We start from the raw sequence: 16,306 nt of genomic DNA on the forward strand, positions 1-16,306 counted from the left end.
TCTAGACTTTATTGTCCAGACTGGCTAAGAGCTTCCGAGAGGTAATCGGCGGTAGCCTCGACGAGGGCGATCGCATTTTCGTACACCATTCGCGTTGGCCCTAGCATTCCCACACTGCCAACCTGGGTATTTCCCCGTTGATAGGTTGCAGAAACCAGGGTGCATGTGCGAATCGGCTCCAGCGGATTTTCAGAGCCGATTCTAACGGTGACTCGCTTGCCAGGGTTTTCAGGTTCAGTAGACTCGCAGATTAGCGACCAAAGCTGGTCTTGCTCTTCTTCTAGAAGTTGAATGATCGTTTGAACCTGCTGTAACTCTGAAAACTCTGGCTGACGGCGCAACACTTCAGCAACGCCGCTAATCAAAATTTGGGTAGAAACGGGCACCTGACTGCGGCTTGCTAATTCTTGGAGAGATACGCGCAACAGGTCTGCGTAGCGCTCGAATTCTCGTCCAAGGTCGCTCCAGTCGAGTGTGGAGATCTCACTGAGCGATCGCCCCCGTAGATGGCTATTGAGGAAATTGGAGAGAATTTGCAGTTCCCGGTCGAGCAGTTCGGCGTCGGGTTGCGTATCGCTGCTCAGTTTGGGCAAGTTGACCAGGGTGGATTGAGTTTCGTATGAATCTAGCACCACAATCAGCATCACCCGTCCGGGGTCAATTTGCACCAGTTGCAGGTGACGCAGTTGCACCGTGCTGGCTTGGGGCATAGTGATTAGCGCAATGTACCCACTCAAGGTTGAGAGAATTTGAGCTGCACCGCGCATCAGTGCCTCAAAGCTGCAATTGTCCCAGTTCAACTGGTCTGAGAGCATTTGGTCGGCTCGACGAGCCAGCGCTTCTGAGGGCGTAATTAGCTGATCGACATAGATGCGATAGCCAGAGTCCGAGGGAACTCGTCCTGCTGAGGTGTGAGGCTGATAGAGCAAGCCTGCCTTTTCCAGGTAGCCCATTGCGTTGCGAATCGTAGCGGGGCTGACCCTGGGATTAAATCCTTCCACCAGCGCTTCAGAGCCGACGGGCTTAGCAGTAGCGATGTAGTGACGCACCGTTGCCCAGAGAACTTGCTGCTGGCGATCGCTAAGCTTGAGTTGTATTGACATTTGAGCCAGAGCTAAAGTGCTGTTTACTGATGTAATTTAGCTGACCTGTCGTTGCCTAGCTAGTAGGGGCTAATACTGAACCGAGCAGCGCAGGGAGAACAGGGTTAAATCGAGTTAAACCGTAAGGTTAATAACGAGGAACAGTTGGATCAACAGCGGTTGAGTAGGCATCAATGCCACCCGTCAGGTTTTTGACATGAGTGAAGCCTTGATTGAGCAACCAGTGACACATCTGGGCAGAGCGCACCCCGTGGTGACACATGACGACGGTTTCTGCGTGAGGGTCAAATTGCGTCTGCACCTGCCCTGACCACTGAGCAAACTGGCTCAACGGCAGGCTGTGAAACGGGTCTAAACTGGCGATCGTCAGCTCTTCAGGCTCTCTGACGTCAATCAGTTGCAGGTGATCGCCAGCAGCCAAGCGCTCAGCTAATTCCTCAACGCTGATGTGGGCGAGCGGTAGATTCGAAGCTTGAGCAGTCATCGGGTTAACTTAAAACAGTTCTAAGTTGTATATAGTTATGCATACAAACTTAGCACGTTGTCTTCCCTTCATCCCCCGTTCTTCGTGCCATACAAACTGCCATCGGGCATGCGAGTCCCAGTCAAGATTGCCCCTGTCATTTTGACCATGATGCGATCGCTAAATCCAATTCGAGCACCACTCAAGTCAGCGCCGCTCAAGTCAGCGCCACTCAAATCAGCCCCAATCAAATTTGCCTCTCTTAAATCGGCGTTACTCAAATCAGCCTGAAGCAGATTCGCTCGAAACAGGTTTGCTTTCTGGAGATTCGCACCGTTTAAGTTGACATTGTGTAGAAATGCGTCGGTCAGGTTAGCCCCGCTCAGGTCGGAGTTGCTCAAGTTTCTACCAGATAGGTCTTTTTCTCGCAGGTCTGACCCACTCAGGTTTGACCCACTCAGGTCAGGAGCTTGTGGTTTGGGCTGACGTGGAGCGGGCTGATAGGTGTGGTGAACCGAAGACGAATGAGCTTGCGCCGAGCTAGGAGGCTGAGCTTGGGAGTGAGTTGGGGATGACTGTGACTGACGATAAGTTGACTGATTGGTACGGGATGGACTGTGACGAGACTGCTGCGACTCAGAAGCGGGCTGCTGGTCGCGAGGCTGCTGGTAAGCATCTTGTCTATAAGTAGAAGCAGTCTGGTTGTTAGAAGCAGTCTGGTTATTGGATTGGGAACTGGTTGGGGGCGGCTGATAGTAAGGTCGGGGCGGTGGCTGGTAGTAATAGCGAGGATGGATAGGTTCGCGTCGAGCTTGCGTCTGGGTGGTTTGAGATGAATTGGACGAGCTGGACGATTTGGATTGACTGGGTTGGGTACTGTGGTGCGATCGCAACCGATCGCGCGCCTGGTTAATTTCCTTCAGCTTTTCCTGTGCCTTTTGCAGCAAACGTGGGTTGTCTTGCGGAATGCGATCGGGATGCCAGATAAAAACCAAATCCTTGTAAGCCTGGTTCACTTCTTCCAGTGAGGCTCCAGGCTCCAGGTCTAGCACTCGATAGCAACGCTCCAAGTCGTTCTTTCTTAACAAGATATCACCACCTTTCGCAAGCCATTGGACTTACATTAATCCGAAGTAGCCAAACATGAGTTAAATAGAATACTTCCTTTAGAAGTCGGACAGGATTATGTCCCTTACAAGCAATTTTGGCTCTGATTGCCAGTTGAGCAACAGCCCTGTCTTACTGTTGCAAGCAATGTCTTGATTTTAGTATGGCTGGCTTATCGATCGCCTTTTCCACTCTTCCCTATTACAGCAACTTTCGTCAAAACGAGCCTCATTCTATGGAAATTGAGCATAGCTGTGTAAGCCTACTTCCATAGTCGTGCATTCTCCTAAACCTCTGGTCCTAGATTCGTAGGTTGGGTGAAGCAAAGCAGAACCCAACAGTCCCTTGAATGCGACGGGTCTGACTGCGACTAGTCCTCACGCCCCCAACTCACCTGCATCTAAAACTAAACTGACTCTCTCTACAAAATGATGTGCCTCTAGGCTCTAATCAAAGCTGACCTCGCTGAATAAGAGGTCAGCCTAGCTAGCCATGAAGCCAGCCTAGTTAACTGCGAAGCCAGCTTAGCTAGCCACTAAGCCAGCTTAGCTAGCCACTAAGCCAGCCTAGCTAGCCATAAAGCCAGCTTCACTTACCGGGAAGTTAGCCTAGCCAGCCGTGAAGTTCGCTTAGACGACCATGAAGCTGGCTCACCTGACATGTTGAATCAAGTTCACAGCAGTTAGAGATCAAGCGTCTAACGAATCTAATTCGTAGCCGCAGGAATCAACCTGCCTTGCAGGCTACTGAAGACCCAGAACTTATATGGAATCCGTTTCGTAAAGAAGCACTATTGGGTGTACGGGCGAAGCATTCGGTCATAATCCTTGCCACTGAAGCACAATTCTTTTGCCGAACGCTTCGCCCGTACCGCTACCGCTACTCTACAGATGGTATTTGGTCTTACAGCCACTTTCGGATGGGTGAGCCCTAGCGTAGGGGTAGTTCGCGAACTGCCCTACAGGGATGTGTGGTCTATCCAAGTGGTGCTGTAACGAACCGAAGCAGGTTGGTTTGGTTTCAACAGCGGCAGTTCCAACCGCCAAAGCTTGGTGCGATTCAAAAGTCGGCTTGCAAAATAGCTTCTCCGCGCCGATACAGTTCTCGCGCATACTCCGTCCAGGTGCCCTGACCCCAATAGCGAAAGCAACTAGTCTGCAACAGCAGATTGTGCAGCAGCGCGTTACGGTAGCGGGGTTGCCGGGTGAGCGACGGATCGTCTGCCAGCAGCGGATCAATCGTCTGGTGAAATAGGGCACTGAGTTGATTCATTGGCGTGAGGACGTTTTCGTAGCCTTTCACCCAGCTCAGGTCGTTTGTCCAGGAGCTACCATCCATGTGAAAGTTGGGGTTAGCTTGCTTGAGGCGGGCGATCGCCCCACTCACTGCCTCTGGACTAACCGCGTCTCCAATCTGCTGCCAGATCTGGTGCTGACCCACTGCCTGACAGGCAGGATAGTCTGCTGGTTGAACCCCTGCCGCCTCAATTAGCTCCAGATATTCAGTCCCGTTTAGCCCCACTACGCCCGTTTTGCCGCCGCCTGACTGCCTCATGTCATACCAGGCATTCTTAAACCCAGAGGGAAACTCGTTCATCATTACGCCACCATTCTCGCCATCGCCAATCTGCGACACCAGTGGTGGAATCGTCACCCCGCCCAACTGCTGCCGAGACAGCGTTTTTGCCTCATAGTATGGCTGCATCTGCGCCACCAGCTTCGTGTCTGAGCCCTGGGTCTTAATCAGAGCCGTGATACTGATTGTCTCGCCATGAGAGTTACAGGCAGCCAAACGGTGAGGCAAGTGTTTGTTAGACAGCGGTTGCCCCTCTAGCGTTTCTACGGCGTGTTCCTGCACCAGCAGCCAGCAGTAGCCACATTCCTTTAACGCTTTGACAAACTCATACAGGGTGTCGGGATGGTTGGGTAGGTGCATCTCTGGCGGTGAGAAGCCCTTCACACGAGCCAGCGCATCCCAGCCAAAAATCGCGGCAAAGTGATGCTGCCACGCCTGGATGTGCAGCTTCAGGTCAGGAATCGGGGTAGAAGGCGCAACGGCGTGGCTCCACATGGTTCCCAGCCATTCCACATAGGGTTGATAGGTCGGATCACAGGCGACACGCTTCAGGTTTTCTAAAATGTCGCCCCTGCCCATCTGCCGCAGTCCCCACAGCAAGTTGCCGGAGTAGTCGAGCATGACGCGAGGGTTGCAGCCCTGAGACACCAGTTCGGGAATAAAGTCGGCAATGCGGGAATAACACCAGGAAAACGGTCCAGCATTGTGGTTGTCGCCTTCGTGGGTGTGTTCAAACATGTATTGCAGATGCCCGATCAGCTCACCATTTGCGCCAGCGGGAACGGTGGGTTGGTGCATGTGCAGGGCGATCGCAAACGCCGCTGAGACATCTTCTAGCCGAATATTGGTGCGGGGCAGGAAAACAGGTTGGTTCTGCTGGGTCACCTCCTGCACCTGGGACTCCCAGCCGCAGATGTTGGGCAAGCCCTCAATCAGCTCTGGAAAATCGGCTGAGATGGATGGAGCAGTCTGGATAGAAGCCATAAGGATAAACCTGTTGAGTTATTGCTGATTCAGATAGAGAAAAGCTTCCACCTCGGCAGCCGTGGGTTGAGCGGCGATCGCCCCCGCCCGCACTGTGGTCAATGCCCCTACCGCACTAGCATAGGTGACGGTTCGCTTTGCCTCATCAGGGTCACTGAGCGAATGAACTCCGTTTTGACAAACCTGATGCAAGAAACCCGCTACAAAGCTGTCTCCTGCTCCGGTGGTGTCTTCTGCCTCGATTGAGAAAGCGGGCAATTTCCCCTCGTTTTCACTCAGGCAATAGGCGCTGCCTTGGCTACCTGCCGTCACTAACACGCCTTCCACATCATCCAGTCGGTGAGCGATGATGCCTGGATCTTGCGTATCAAACAGCCATTCGGCTTCCTCGTCAGAGAGTTTGAGGAAGTCAACCCGCTTGATCAGGTCTTGAATGATTGATCGGGCGGCTTCTGGGTCTTGCCAAAACATCGGTCGCCAATTTACATCAACCATAATCTTGACGTAATGCTGCTCTGCCAACTCTAATGCCTGCTCGATCGCCTGCCGCGTTTCAGGATAGGCGAGCTCTAGTGTCCCTAACACCAAAAAATCGGCAGCATCAAATAAGGAAACGGGTAAGGAATTTGCCTGGAGGCGAGTATCTGCAAACTCAGCCGTATCGCGATCGCCAAACCCAGCAAAGATGCGATCGTTGGTATCAGTCCGAACTACATAGATCTCACGAGTTGGGGCGGTCGGGTGACGCTGAATCCCAGTTCCGTCTACGCCAATCTCGTTTAGCAAATCGACCAGCGTTTGCCCTGGCTCGTCTTCACCCACACAGCCAATAAATCCAGCACTGGTGCCTAGTTTCACCAGTGAGCAAGCAACATTTGCAGGTGCGCCGCCGGGATAGGGAGTCCAGGAGGTAACTTGTTCGAGCGGTCGTCCAGGTTGATCAGACAATAAGTCAAATAGAATTTCGCCGAGACAGAGGACACGGGGGTTAGTCACAGCTATCAATCTCTCTTAAACCTCATCCCAGCCTATCAGACCGATTCTCGTCGCGCTTTAGGTGAATCATATTTACGGAAAGTTTTTCGGTTTTGGGTTTTGGTTTTGTCAGAGGAATTTAGCTAATCCCCTGCTATACAAAGGTACTAAGCAATGTTAAGATAATCTCCGAAGCAGAGACGTACTTCCTTTCAAAGTGTGTTTTTAACTCAGATTCAGACTTTGAATTTGCGGCTTTCATCAGCTTCTAAGCTGGGTTTCCAAACTTTAGTTTCTAAGTGGTGAAAGCTAGGTACTTAACCGCTTGAGGGCGATCGTAGAATTCAACAAAACGAATCATGTTTTCTCCAAACAAGCAATGCATCGCCCTGATCTCGGTTCATGGCGACCCCGCGATTGATATTGGCCGGGAAGGGGCTGGAGGGCAGAACGTTTACGTTCGTCAAGTTGGCGAAGCTCTATCGCGATTGGGGTGGCAGGTTGATATGTTTACCCGACGGGTTAGCCCCGATCAGCCTGCAATTGTTGAACACACTCCCAACTGCCGCACGATTCGCCTGACTGCTGGAGCGGCTGAGTTTGTTCCTAGAGACGAACTGTTTGAATATCTGCCAGCCTTTGTGCAGGAGTTTCTCAACTTTCAGCAGCAGGCGAAGACCTACTATCCCCTTGTTCACACCAACTATTGGCTGTCATCCTGGGTTGGAATGGAGCTGAAGAAGTTTCAGAAAATTCAGCAGGTGCATACTTACCACTCAGTTGGAGCGGTAAAGTATCAGGCAGTTGACCAGATTCCGCCGATCGCCTCTACTCGCTTAGCTACCGAAAAAGCGTGCCTGGAAACGGTGGAGCGTGTCGTGTCAACCAGTCCCCAGGAACAAGAGCATTTGCGATCGCTCGTTTCCATCGAGGGTAACATCGAGATCATTCCCTGCGGCACAGATATTTGCAAATTTGGCTCCGTTTCTCGCGCTGAAGCACGGCAGCAACTAGGAATCGATCCTGATACAAAGGTCATTTTCTATGTAGGACGCTTCGATCGCCGCAAGGGAATTGAGACACTTGTGCGGGCAGTCGGACGTTCTCAACTGCGCGGTAAGGAGAAACTAAAGCTAATTATCGGCGGTGGCAGTCGTCCCGGACACAGCGATGGTATTGAGCGCGATCGCATTGAAGGAATCGTCGCCGAGTTGGGCATGACTGAGTTTACCCATTTTCCTGGTCGAGTCGGTGAGGTTGAACTACCGATCTACTACGCTGCATCGGATGTTTGCGTCACGCCAAGCCACTACGAACCGTTTGGGCTAGTGGCGATCGAGGCGATGGCTTCCGGTATTCCGGTAGTAGCTAGCGATGTGGGCGGGTTTCAGTTCACAGTGATCCCAGAAGAAACGGGGCTGTTGGCTCCGGTGAAAGATGACGCAGCGTTTGCAGCAGCAATCGATCGCGTTCTGTCCGAACCCGGACTAGGCGATCGCCTGGGTCGAGCTGCTCGCACTCGCGTCGAGCAATACTTCAGTTGGGATGGGGTTGCCTCCCAACTGAGTGGTTTATACAGTCGCTTACTGATCAATCAAATGGCTGGCGAAAAAACCAGCTCATCTGCTAATTCGGTTGCCAATCAGCTATCTAAAGAGTTAGATCGAGCCACAGTTTCCGGTTCAAAGTGAGCCTCAAAACCTTCCCGCTCCTCGATTTGAGGCAAAGCAGGCTGATTTACCGTCAGTCGAGGGAGGCGATGCTTAAAGCTGCACAGGATTTCCCAGGAAATTGTATTCAGTAGGGTCGCCCAGTCGTCTGCTGAAATTTGTTCTTTGCCATCTTGCCCTAACAGGGTGACAATCTCCCCTTCCTGTATATCAGGTAGGTTCGTTACGTCCAGCATGAGTTGATCCATCGTAATCGCTCCCACCTGCCGAACCCGCTGTCCTCGAATCAGTACGTTCATTCGGTTAGACAGGTTGCGAGGAATGCCATCGGCATACCCAATCCCAATGACTGCGAGTGGCATTTGGCGATCGGTAATGAACTGATGTCCATAACTAACGCCTGTTCCAGGTTGAAGCGCTTTTACTTGAGTCACCCGCGCCTTCACTTGCAGTACAGGTTTCAGGTCAACTTTAGGCTGAAGGTGAGGGGCTGGGTGAAGTCCGTAGGTCGCCAGTCCAACCCGCACCAAATCGTAGTGCAACCTTGTGTCAGCCAAAGTCGCAGCAGAGTTTGCCAGATGCAGCCGGGGTAAGGAAATGCCGGTGGCATGGATTTGGGCGATCGCCTGCTGATACCGGGCTTGCTGCTGCCGCATCACTGTTTCATCAGGATCATCTGCCGTTGCCAGGTGAGAGTAAACGCTGGCAATCTGCAACTGGGGCAACCGCTGCACCAACTGTGCAAACTCAGCCGCTTGCTGCCAGGGTGCGCCCAGCCGAGACATCCCTGTATCTAGCTTCAAGTGAACTGGAAGTGGAGAGCGTTGAGCAGATTGGTTCTGAGAACGACTTAAGGTTTCAGCACAAACCAAAGCTTGTTTGGGCGTAGCGAGGGTGGGCTGAAGCTGCCAGCGAGCGATCGCCCGTACCTGTTCTGGCGTATTTGTTGCCCCTAGTAGCAAAATTGGAGCCGTGATCCCAGCCTCTCGCAGTTCAATTCCTTCTGGAATCGTCGCCACTCCCAGCCAAGTTGCGCCATGTTGCAGAGCGGTTTGGGCGATCGTTACGGCTCCATGTCCATAGGCATCAGCCTTCACTACCGTCATCAGCTCGGTTCCAGGTGATAGCAGCCGCTTTAACTGCTGCACATTATGAGCCAGCGCAGCCAAGTCAATTTCTACCCAGGCTCGCTCTCGCTTCATCGAAGCAACACTCGAAGATTGCTCCCAACTCAACATCTCAATTTCCTCCTCTGTCACTCACACCAATCACCACTCACACAAAATGTAAGAGGTCTGAAGAATTTCTTCTACAACCCGGACAGGGTTGCTATATTTACCTACGAATGTCAAAGATTGTAAACACCTGGAAATTTCGTATTTCCTTCGGTTGAGATGATCCCAGCATCCCCCCAGAATTTGGCCGTCCGTGTTACCATCTGTGAAACCCTCTTCTCACTGAGCCATAATGGGCAAGGTATTGGTGCTGAATGCCTCCTATGAGCCGCTCAACATCACGAGCTGGCGACGGGCGGTTGTGCTGTTGATTAAGGGAAAAGCAGAGCAGGTCGAGCATAATGGCAAGATAGTTTATGCTGAGTTGCCTCTGCCAACGGTGATCCGGCTTCGTCATTATGTGCGGGTACCCTACAAGGAAATTCCTTTAACCCGTCGAAATCTCCTCCACCGAGACAGTCATTCCTGTCAATATTGTGGGTACACCGGAGACGACCTGACGCTAGATCATGTGATCCCGCGGTCGCGAGGCGGGGGCGATTCCTGGGAAAACATTGTCACTGCTTGTGTGCGTTGCAATGTCAAGAAGGGCAGTCGCACCCCCAAAGAAGCGAATATGCCGCTGCGGCACCCTCCACACAAGCCCTACAGCGGACTTTACTTTGAAGTCACCAAGCACATCAAGAGTGGCGTACATCAGGAATGGCAGAAGTACGTCATCGGCATCTGACGGGAGTTTAATTAGGCTAGTCTACAGCATAGGTACACAGCGCTACTTTAACCGCATCAGGGTTGACTAAGTTGCTCTTGCACCCCTTTAACTGCCGGAACACTCAATCAAATTGGAGATTAAGTTGTGGTTAAGTTGCAAGGCGGTAGAAAAGGATAGTTTCAAACCTGCGATAGATGCGGTTTCAGTCATAGGATACGGGATTTATTCACAAAAGCTGCCATTGATATGCTCCTAAAGATGAGGTGTCAGATTTCTTTTTTTTTGCGAAGATCGTAAATGCAACTAAAAATATTAACTGGGCTGTTGCTAAGCTGAAACATCACCTTGCTGAAAGCGCCAGCCCGCTTTTTTTACACCTGTACTTATGCAATCCAACTCGCTCATCTCTAGTGATGGATTATCCACAGTGACAGAACCTAACTTGAAAGGTTCTAAGTCAGTGAGCCGGGTAGTTGATTATGAAGACGTAGAATATTCGGGAGTAGAGATCAGTCAGGCACCTCTAAACTCTCCAGGACGACGGTTCTCTGAACAGAAAGTAGAAGCATTACGACAAGTTCTGGAAAAGCGTCGGGGCGATCGCCACTTGGTAATTCTGCAAGACTTTCCAGATCCTGATGCGCTTTCCTGTGCTTGGGCATACAAGCTGATTGCACAGCAATTTGGCATTCGCTGCGATATCGTCTATGCAGGTACTTTGAGCCATCAGGAAAACATTGCCCTGGTCAAGCTCACGGCCTTACCTGTACAGCGTTGGTCAGTGCAAGCTGCTCGCGAGAAAGACTTTTCGGTTTACCAGGGATCTGTTTTTATCGACAACCAGGGCACCACGACTCAATTGATGCCTCTGGTGCAGCAAGCCCATATTCCTGTGACCGTTGTGATTGATCACCACAGTTCCCAGGGAGATTTGGAGGCGGAGTTTTCGGATATTCGTTCTCAAACTCGCGCCACCGCAACAATCCTGACCCAATATCTGCAAGTTGGTCTACTTAAGTTAGACAACAACAACGGGGAACACATCAAGTGTGCAACTGCACTGATGCACGGTTTGCGGTCTGATACAAATCGGTTGATGCAGGCTCAGGAAGAAGATTTTCTGGCAGCAGGTTATCTCAGTCGATTTTATGACAGCCAGTTGCTCAACTCTGTGCTGCAGGCTTCTCGCTCCAAGCGAGTGATGGATGTAATTGAGCGATCGCTCAGAAACCGCATTTTGCAAAACAGCTTTTCAATTGCTGGGGTTGGCTATTTGCGCTACGACGACCGAGACGCGATTCCGCAGGCAGCAGACTTCTTGGTGACGGAAGAAAACGTGCATACGGCTGTCGTCTATGGCATTGTCCATGATGAAGATGAAGATCTGGAAGTTGTGATTGGCTCTCTCCGCACCAGCAAGATTACCCTTGACCCTGACGAATTCATTAAAGAAGCGTTTGGACAAGACACGCAGGGTCGCTTTTTTGGTGGTGGACGAGCGATGGCGGGTGGCTTTGAGATTCCGATGGGCTTTCTTTCGGGCTTCAACGAAAATTCTGAATACACCCGGATCAAGTGGGAAGTGTTTGATGCTCAGGTCAAGCAAAAACTGCTGAGGCTGGTTGACCCAGAAGAGGGCGTAATCCGTACGGCTTAATGTTTAGGCGGTTTGATGAGCGTGACTGAATCAACTGAGCTGACCGAACTTTACCTGATTCGCCACGGCATTGCGGCAGAGCGAGGCACCTATCAGGAAGATGGCGATCGCCCCCTGACTGAAGTGGGGCAACACAAAACCACAAAGGTCGCAGAACGACTGTACGAATTAGGGGTGCGCTTCGACCTGATTTTGACCAGCCCATTGGTGCGGGCAAAGCAAACTGCCGAAATTTTGCAGTCTGTGGGATTGAGCGACCGCCTGGAAAAATCAGATGATCTTGCTCCAGAAGGAGACTTTGATCACTGGCTAACCTGGCTCAACCAATGGCAAGCAGGCGGGACGCAGTTGGCATTAGTTGGTCATCAGCCTGATTTAGGGGATTGGGCAGAAACTTTGATTTGGGGTGAGTCCAAACAGCAAATTGTTCTCAAAAAAGCAGGAGTGATTGGCTTGCTTCTACCCCAAGCAAAACCTCCAGTGGGACAAAGTCAGCTCTTTTGGCTCACGCCTCCCAAATTTTTGCTTTGATTGAGCAACTGGCACTATGACCAATAGCCTATCAAGACATCCTCTGCACAAAATCTAGCAGGTGGTGCGCCATTTCTAGCTTGCTGCACGGAGCGATCGCCTGCTTATTGCCTGATTTGTCCAAAAAGATTGCCTGATTTTGGTTGCTACCAAAGCCGCTATCGGGTTGGTCAACTGGATTGGCAGCGATCGCATCTAACTTCTTGCGCTGCAATTTTTCTAAGGCAGGGGGGAGAATGTCGCCCGTCTGGGCCGCGAAGCCAATCAAGCGTTGATGAGGACGTTTGCGATCGCCTAAATCTGCTGCAATGTCAGGTACGGACGATAGCGGCAAAGTAGTGGGGAGCGATCGCTTCGGCAACTTTATAGAGCTATAGTCAGTTGGCTTCACATCTGCCACTGCTGCCGCCAAAATCGTCCAGTCAGCAGCCGTAAAGTAATTCAGCATCATCTGGTGCATCTCTGCGGCACTGGTAACCGGAATCAGCCGCACCCCTGACAGATCAGCTTGCAACTCAGCCTCTATTGGCGCGTGCACTAACGTCACCGCCGCGCCCCGATGCAGCGCGGCTTGTGCCAGGGCCACTCCCATCTTTCCGGTTGAGGGGTTGCCAATAAACCGCACAGGGTCGAAATGTTCACGGGTGCCGCCTGCATTAATCAAAATTTGCTTTCCAGTCAAATCTCGTTTGCCACCAGTATGTAGGAGCGATCGCAACTGCGCCAAAATTTCACTGGGTTCTGCCATGCGACCGTTGCCGATGCGATCGCACGCTAAAATTCCTGCAGACGGACCAACCGTGTGATAACGTTTGTCCGTCTGCACTTGCTGCCAATTTCGCTGAACAGACTGCTGCTGCCACATCTCCGTATTCATAGCTGGAGCCAGCAGCACCGGACAGGCAGAAGCCAGGACAGTATTGGTCAACAGATTGTCTGCCAGACCATAGGTGAGTTTTGCCAGGGTGTTTGCAGTGAGGGGGGCGATCGCAAATATCTCTGTCCACTCGCCCAGTTCAATGTGTAGGGGACGGTGGTGAGTAGGCTGCCAAAAGCTTTGATCCGTATAGGCTGGGTGGCGGCAAAGGGTGGCGATCGTCAACGGTGTAATAAATTCCTGTGCCGAGTTGGTCAAAATTGCTCTAACTTCGGCCCCAGCCTTTGCCAGCGTCGAAATCACTTCACAAATTTTGTATGCAGCAATGCCGCCGCCTACCCCGATTAGAATTCGCCTGCCCTTGATTCCCTGGATGATTGTCATTTGTCATGTGTCACTGGTCATCGATTAGTTGTAACAGCAGCCTTGAATGGTAGAGGTAAACGGTCTCAACTCAACCTACAATTCAAAGATCTGTCAGTCAATTAGAAGCCAAACTGAATGTGCTTCAAGCTTAGAACAGGGCTAACCGCGACACTCAAAAGACTGCTTCATGAGACGCGATTCAATCTTCTACAAGCTGTTCCAGCAATCCCCCACCCTTCTATTTGAGCTTTTGTCTCACCCTCCCACCAATGCTGAAGCTTATCGATTTGACTCCGTGGCAGTCAAAGAACCGAAATTTGAAATTGATGGCGTATTTCTGCTATCCGAGGATCAGGACATAGGAGCCGTTTACTTTTGCGAAGTTCATTTTCAGAAGGATGAACAGCTTTACGAACGCATCTTTGCTGAATCTGCGCTATATTTCTACCGCAACCGTGCCCGATTTAACGACTGGCAAGCGGTAGTCATTTATCCCTCACGTAATGTTGAACAAAGCGACTTGCATCCCCATCGAGGGCTGTTAAACAGCGATCAGGTGCGTCGGGTGTATTTGAATGAGCTAGGCAATATTCGTCAGTTGCCGCTCTGGGTAGCAGTAATGGTATTAACAACGGTAGAGGAAGCTCAAGCTCCAGAGGAAGCCCGACATCTACTGAGTCGAACCCGTGCTGAGTTATCTCAATTAAGCAGCCATGCAATAATTGAGATAGTCACAACCATCATGTCCTACCGGTTTGAGCACCTAAGTCGAGTAGAGATAGAAGCAATGCTGGACATCACGCTGAAGGAAACTAGGGTTTACCGAGAAATTAAGGAAGAAGGACGGCAAGAAGGGCGACAAGAAGGACGGCAGAAAGAAGCTGCCAACTTAGTTAATCGACTGCTAAAGAAGCGGTTTGGAGAATTTCCTGATGAATTACGCTCAAGTGTCAGCAACTTGCCGCTACTAACCTTAGAAATGTTGAGTGAAGCATTATTAGACTTTACGAGTGTAGTTGAGTTACAGGCTTGGTTGGAGGAGCGATCGCACTAGCTGCAAGCATGTGCTGATTGATTTCTGGGTAAACAGCTTGTACTACTACAATGAAGAGGCGAGTTTGTCTAAGACCTCGACTGTTTAGTCCTTTCTATACCTGATTTAGCTCATGCCTCCTCGTTGGCCCCGTGAACCCGATCGCAACGATCCTGCCTACCGTAAGCTCGATGATCGGATGAACTTTGCAATCCACGTTGCAATCTTTGCCGCCACAAATTCTGGACTTTGGTTCGTTCGTACGCTCCAATCTCAAAACTGGCCTTGGACGGTTTGGGTGACGGGTGGGTGGCTGTTGCTGTTAGTCGTCCATGCGGTGTACATTTTTGCGCTCGCCGACTATTCCAACTCAACTGCCTCAGACAAACTACCCAAATCCTCCTAGAGCAAGGCGATCGCCCTTCTAGAGTGCGTTAGGTTAAAGCTATGACTGAGTAGAGTATTGTCTCTGCCCAGGCAGACGAATTAGGTAAACTGCAATGGCTTACTCCGGCACAACAGAGGCGATCGAATCGCTAGCAGCAGAAATTGGTGAAAATATCTACATTGATGTTGCAAAATGGCACCTCTATCTCAGAGATGCCCATTTACACACACTTCTGGCAGAGCGGTTTTATCCGATGCTGACAGACAGCAAAATTGATGAAAGCAAGGTGACAGAAACGCTGAGAAATATCCCCGTAAAGTTAGGCGGCGGTAAGCGTGAACTTCCCTTATCTGATCTGCTGCCTTCCTCGGTTCAAAGCAACTTAGTCGAGCTTCTAGAAGAGTATCAGCGCAAGCTTTAGAAAACTTTAGTAGGTGAGCTTAAAAAATATAGGGGCTTGGCATTGCCAAGCCCCTATATTTTTATTCTTCTTCCACGTATTCTTCCTCTTCCTCGTCTTCACTCATCGGAGCCACAGAAGTTGCCGAAACTGCAACGCCCATCTCTAGCTTTTCACGCACCTTTTGCTCAATTTCTTTAGCAAATTCAGGTTTTTCCTTCGTGTACTTAATTGCATTGTCGCGACCCTGGCTAATATTTTCGCCGTTATAGCTATACCAGGCTCCCCGACGTGCAATGACTCCAGTTTCTTCTGCCAGGTCAACTAAGCAACCGTAAGTAGAAATGCCTTCACCAAAGATGATGTCAAACTCCGCAATGCGGAAGGGGGGAGCAACCTTGTTTTTGGCAACTTTGACTTTGGCACGAATACCAAATTCTTCCGTCCCTTTCTTCAGAGTTTGAATGCGGCGGATGTCTAGCCTGACCGAGGCGTAGAATTTGAGCGCATTCCCCCCCGTTGTGGTTTCGGGGTTGCCGTAAGAAATGCCGATTTTCTGGCGCAACTGGTTCAAAAAGATGACGCTACAGCCAGTCTTGCCGATGTTGCCTGTGATCTTGCGGAGCGCTTGGCTCATCAGCCTGGCCTGCAAGCCTACGTGAGCGTCACCCATTTCCCCTTCAATCTCAGCTCTGGGTACGAGCGCCGCAACAGAGTCTACTACGACCACATCGACAGCAGTAGAGCGCACGAGCTGATCAACGATTTCTAGGGCAGCTTCACCTGTGTCAGGCTGAGATACCAGCAAGTTCTCAATGTCTACTCCTAGCGCCTTGGAATAGGTAGGGTCGAGGGCGTGTTCTGCATCGACGAAAGCAGCGATGCCTCCTGCTTTTTGGACTTCGGCGATCGCATGAAGTGCCAAAGTCGTCTTACCCGAGCTTTCTGGACCATAGATTTCGATCACTCGTCCCTTCGGCAGCCCACCACCCAACGCCAAATCGAGCGTCAAGGCACCACTAGGAATTGTTTCTACCTTCATACGGGTAGCGTCACCCAACCGCACAATAGTTCCCTTGCCAAAGGTGCGGTCGATCTGGTTAAGTACCAGATTTAGAGCTTTAGTTTTTTCAGAATCTTCACTGCTGGTTTTAGCCATTAGCGCCTCAAAACGGATGTGTGGAGAGTACAGGGGTCAATAAAATTTACAGGGAAGCAGATTTATATTCT

At 50.9% G+C, this 16,306-nt stretch carries 16 protein-coding genes; 8 read left to right on the plus strand and 8 right to left on the minus strand.

The annotated features are described in order from the left end of the window. Positions 1 to 8 precede the first annotated feature (8 nt). The 3 genes from hrcA to H6F88_RS21685 all read right to left on the minus strand — a co-directional run bounded on the left by hrcA (position 9) and on the right by H6F88_RS21685 (position 2,654). Positions 9 to 1,097, minus strand: coding sequence for a heat-inducible transcriptional repressor HrcA (gene hrcA, locus H6F88_RS21675; RefSeq protein ID WP_190644858.1), 1,089 nt, complete (start codon positions 1,095 to 1,097; stop codon positions 9 to 11). A gap of 133 nt (positions 1,098 to 1,230) precedes the next feature. Then, a complete protein-coding gene (locus tag H6F88_RS21680; RefSeq protein ID WP_190644809.1) occupies positions 1,231 to 1,587 on the minus strand; it encodes a rhodanese-like domain-containing protein in 357 nt (118 codons plus the stop codon). Between the two features lie 68 nt (positions 1,588 to 1,655). Then, a complete protein-coding gene (locus H6F88_RS21685) occupies positions 1,656 to 2,654 on the minus strand; it encodes a pentapeptide repeat-containing protein (protein WP_190644810.1) in 999 nt (332 codons plus the stop codon). A gap of 755 nt (positions 2,655 to 3,409) precedes the next feature. On the opposite strand from H6F88_RS21685, the gene H6F88_RS21690 reads away from it, so the two are divergent. Further along, positions 3,410 to 3,607, plus strand: coding sequence for a hypothetical protein (locus H6F88_RS21690; RefSeq protein WP_190644811.1), 198 nt, complete (start codon positions 3,410 to 3,412; stop codon positions 3,605 to 3,607). A 125-nt stretch (positions 3,608 to 3,732) separates the two neighbouring features. Here H6F88_RS21690 and H6F88_RS21695 read toward each other — a convergent pair whose 3' ends face one another. Together H6F88_RS21695 and H6F88_RS21700 are read right to left on the minus strand one after the other, a co-directional pair. After that, positions 3,733 to 5,232: a glycosyl hydrolase family 57 gene (locus tag H6F88_RS21695; RefSeq protein ID WP_190644812.1), complete on the minus strand. Its 1,500-nt coding sequence runs from the start codon at positions 5,230 to 5,232 to the stop codon at positions 3,733 to 3,735. Between the two features lie 18 nt (positions 5,233 to 5,250). Next, on the minus strand, positions 5,251 to 6,228 hold the full coding sequence (locus H6F88_RS21700; protein ID WP_190644813.1) for a PfkB family carbohydrate kinase: 978 nt from the start codon (positions 6,226 to 6,228) through the stop codon (positions 5,251 to 5,253). Positions 6,229 to 6,566: 338 nt separating this feature from the next. On the opposite strand from H6F88_RS21700, the gene H6F88_RS21705 reads away from it, so the two are divergent. Next, entirely contained in the window at positions 6,567 to 7,898 is a 1,332-nt protein-coding gene (locus H6F88_RS21705) for a glycosyltransferase (protein ID WP_190644814.1), read from the plus strand. Here H6F88_RS21705 and alr read toward each other — a convergent pair. Beyond that, entirely contained in the window at positions 7,850 to 9,115 is a 1,266-nt protein-coding gene (gene alr / locus H6F88_RS21710) for an alanine racemase (RefSeq protein WP_190644815.1), read from the minus strand. The genes H6F88_RS21705 and alr overlap by 49 nt on opposite strands. Before the next feature lie 229 nt (positions 9,116 to 9,344). On the opposite strand from alr, the gene H6F88_RS21715 reads away from it, so the two are divergent. From H6F88_RS21715 to sixA, 3 genes are all read left to right on the plus strand, one after another. Then, complete coding sequence (locus H6F88_RS21715; protein WP_190644816.1) at positions 9,345 to 9,842, plus strand: HNH endonuclease; 498 nt, start codon at positions 9,345 to 9,347, stop codon at positions 9,840 to 9,842. Positions 9,843 to 10,209: 367 nt separating this feature from the next. Further along, on the plus strand, positions 10,210 to 11,481 hold the full coding sequence (locus tag H6F88_RS21720; protein WP_190644817.1) for a bifunctional oligoribonuclease/PAP phosphatase NrnA: 1,272 nt from the start codon (positions 10,210 to 10,212) through the stop codon (positions 11,479 to 11,481). Between the two features lie 21 nt (positions 11,482 to 11,502). Next, on the plus strand, positions 11,503 to 12,012 hold the full coding sequence (sixA, locus tag H6F88_RS21725) for a phosphohistidine phosphatase SixA (RefSeq protein ID WP_347277724.1): 510 nt from the start codon (positions 11,503 to 11,505) through the stop codon (positions 12,010 to 12,012). A 31-nt stretch (positions 12,013 to 12,043) separates the two neighbouring features. Here the strand turns inward: sixA and coaBC are convergent, their stop codons facing one another. Beyond that, positions 12,044 to 13,273: a bifunctional phosphopantothenoylcysteine decarboxylase/phosphopantothenate--cysteine ligase CoaBC gene (gene coaBC, locus H6F88_RS21730; protein WP_190644819.1), complete on the minus strand. Its 1,230-nt coding sequence runs from the start codon at positions 13,271 to 13,273 to the stop codon at positions 12,044 to 12,046. Between the two features lie 169 nt (positions 13,274 to 13,442). Here coaBC and H6F88_RS21735 point away from each other — a divergent pair, with 169 nt between their 5' ends. The 3 genes from H6F88_RS21735 (at position 13,443) to H6F88_RS21745 (ending at position 15,097) form a co-directional block, all read left to right on the plus strand. Then, positions 13,443 to 14,309, plus strand: coding sequence for an Rpn family recombination-promoting nuclease/putative transposase (locus tag H6F88_RS21735; protein ID WP_190644820.1), 867 nt, complete (start codon positions 13,443 to 13,445; stop codon positions 14,307 to 14,309). Between the two features lie 112 nt (positions 14,310 to 14,421). After that, entirely contained in the window at positions 14,422 to 14,694 is a 273-nt protein-coding gene (locus H6F88_RS21740) for a 2TM domain-containing protein (protein WP_190644821.1), read from the plus strand. Positions 14,695 to 14,788: 94 nt separating this feature from the next. Then, positions 14,789 to 15,097, plus strand: coding sequence for a DUF3181 family protein (locus H6F88_RS21745; protein WP_190644822.1), 309 nt, complete (start codon positions 14,789 to 14,791; stop codon positions 15,095 to 15,097). Between the two features lie 61 nt (positions 15,098 to 15,158). On the opposite strand, the gene recA is transcribed toward H6F88_RS21745, so the two are convergent. Continuing rightward, positions 15,159 to 16,235, minus strand: a complete 1,077-nt coding sequence (gene recA / locus H6F88_RS21750; RefSeq protein WP_190644823.1) for a recombinase RecA — start codon at positions 16,233 to 16,235, stop codon at positions 15,159 to 15,161. Positions 16,236 to 16,306 lie beyond the last annotated feature (71 nt).

This window comes from Oculatella sp. FACHB-28 (assembly GCF_014696015.1).
Classification (GTDB): domain Bacteria; phylum Cyanobacteriota; class Cyanobacteriia; order Elainellales; family Elainellaceae; genus JAAUTN01.

Coding starts and splice junctions, on each gene's coding strand:
- H6F88_RS21695 (WP_190644812.1), bottom strand. CDS start 5,232: ATGGCTTCTATCCAGACTGCTCCATCCATCTCAGCCGATTTTCCAGAG.
- H6F88_RS21740 (WP_190644821.1), top strand. CDS start 14,422: ATGCCTCCTCGTTGGCCCCGTGAACCCGATCGCAACGATCCTGCCTAC.
- H6F88_RS21720 (WP_190644817.1), top strand. CDS start 10,210: ATGCAATCCAACTCGCTCATCTCTAGTGATGGATTATCCACAGTGACA.
- coaBC (WP_190644819.1), bottom strand. CDS start 13,273: ATGACAATCATCCAGGGAATCAAGGGCAGGCGAATTCTAATCGGGGTA.
- H6F88_RS21745 (WP_190644822.1), top strand. CDS start 14,789: ATGGCTTACTCCGGCACAACAGAGGCGATCGAATCGCTAGCAGCAGAA.
- H6F88_RS21680 (WP_190644809.1), bottom strand. CDS start 1,587: ATGACTGCTCAAGCTTCGAATCTACCGCTCGCCCACATCAGCGTTGAG.
- H6F88_RS21705 (WP_190644814.1), top strand. CDS start 6,567: ATGTTTTCTCCAAACAAGCAATGCATCGCCCTGATCTCGGTTCATGGC.
- alr (WP_190644815.1), bottom strand. CDS start 9,115: ATGTTGAGTTGGGAGCAATCTTCGAGTGTTGCTTCGATGAAGCGAGAG.
- H6F88_RS21715 (WP_190644816.1), top strand. CDS start 9,345: ATGGGCAAGGTATTGGTGCTGAATGCCTCCTATGAGCCGCTCAACATC.
- H6F88_RS21735 (WP_190644820.1), top strand. CDS start 13,443: ATGAGACGCGATTCAATCTTCTACAAGCTGTTCCAGCAATCCCCCACC.
- recA (WP_190644823.1), bottom strand. CDS start 16,235: ATGGCTAAAACCAGCAGTGAAGATTCTGAAAAAACTAAAGCTCTAAAT.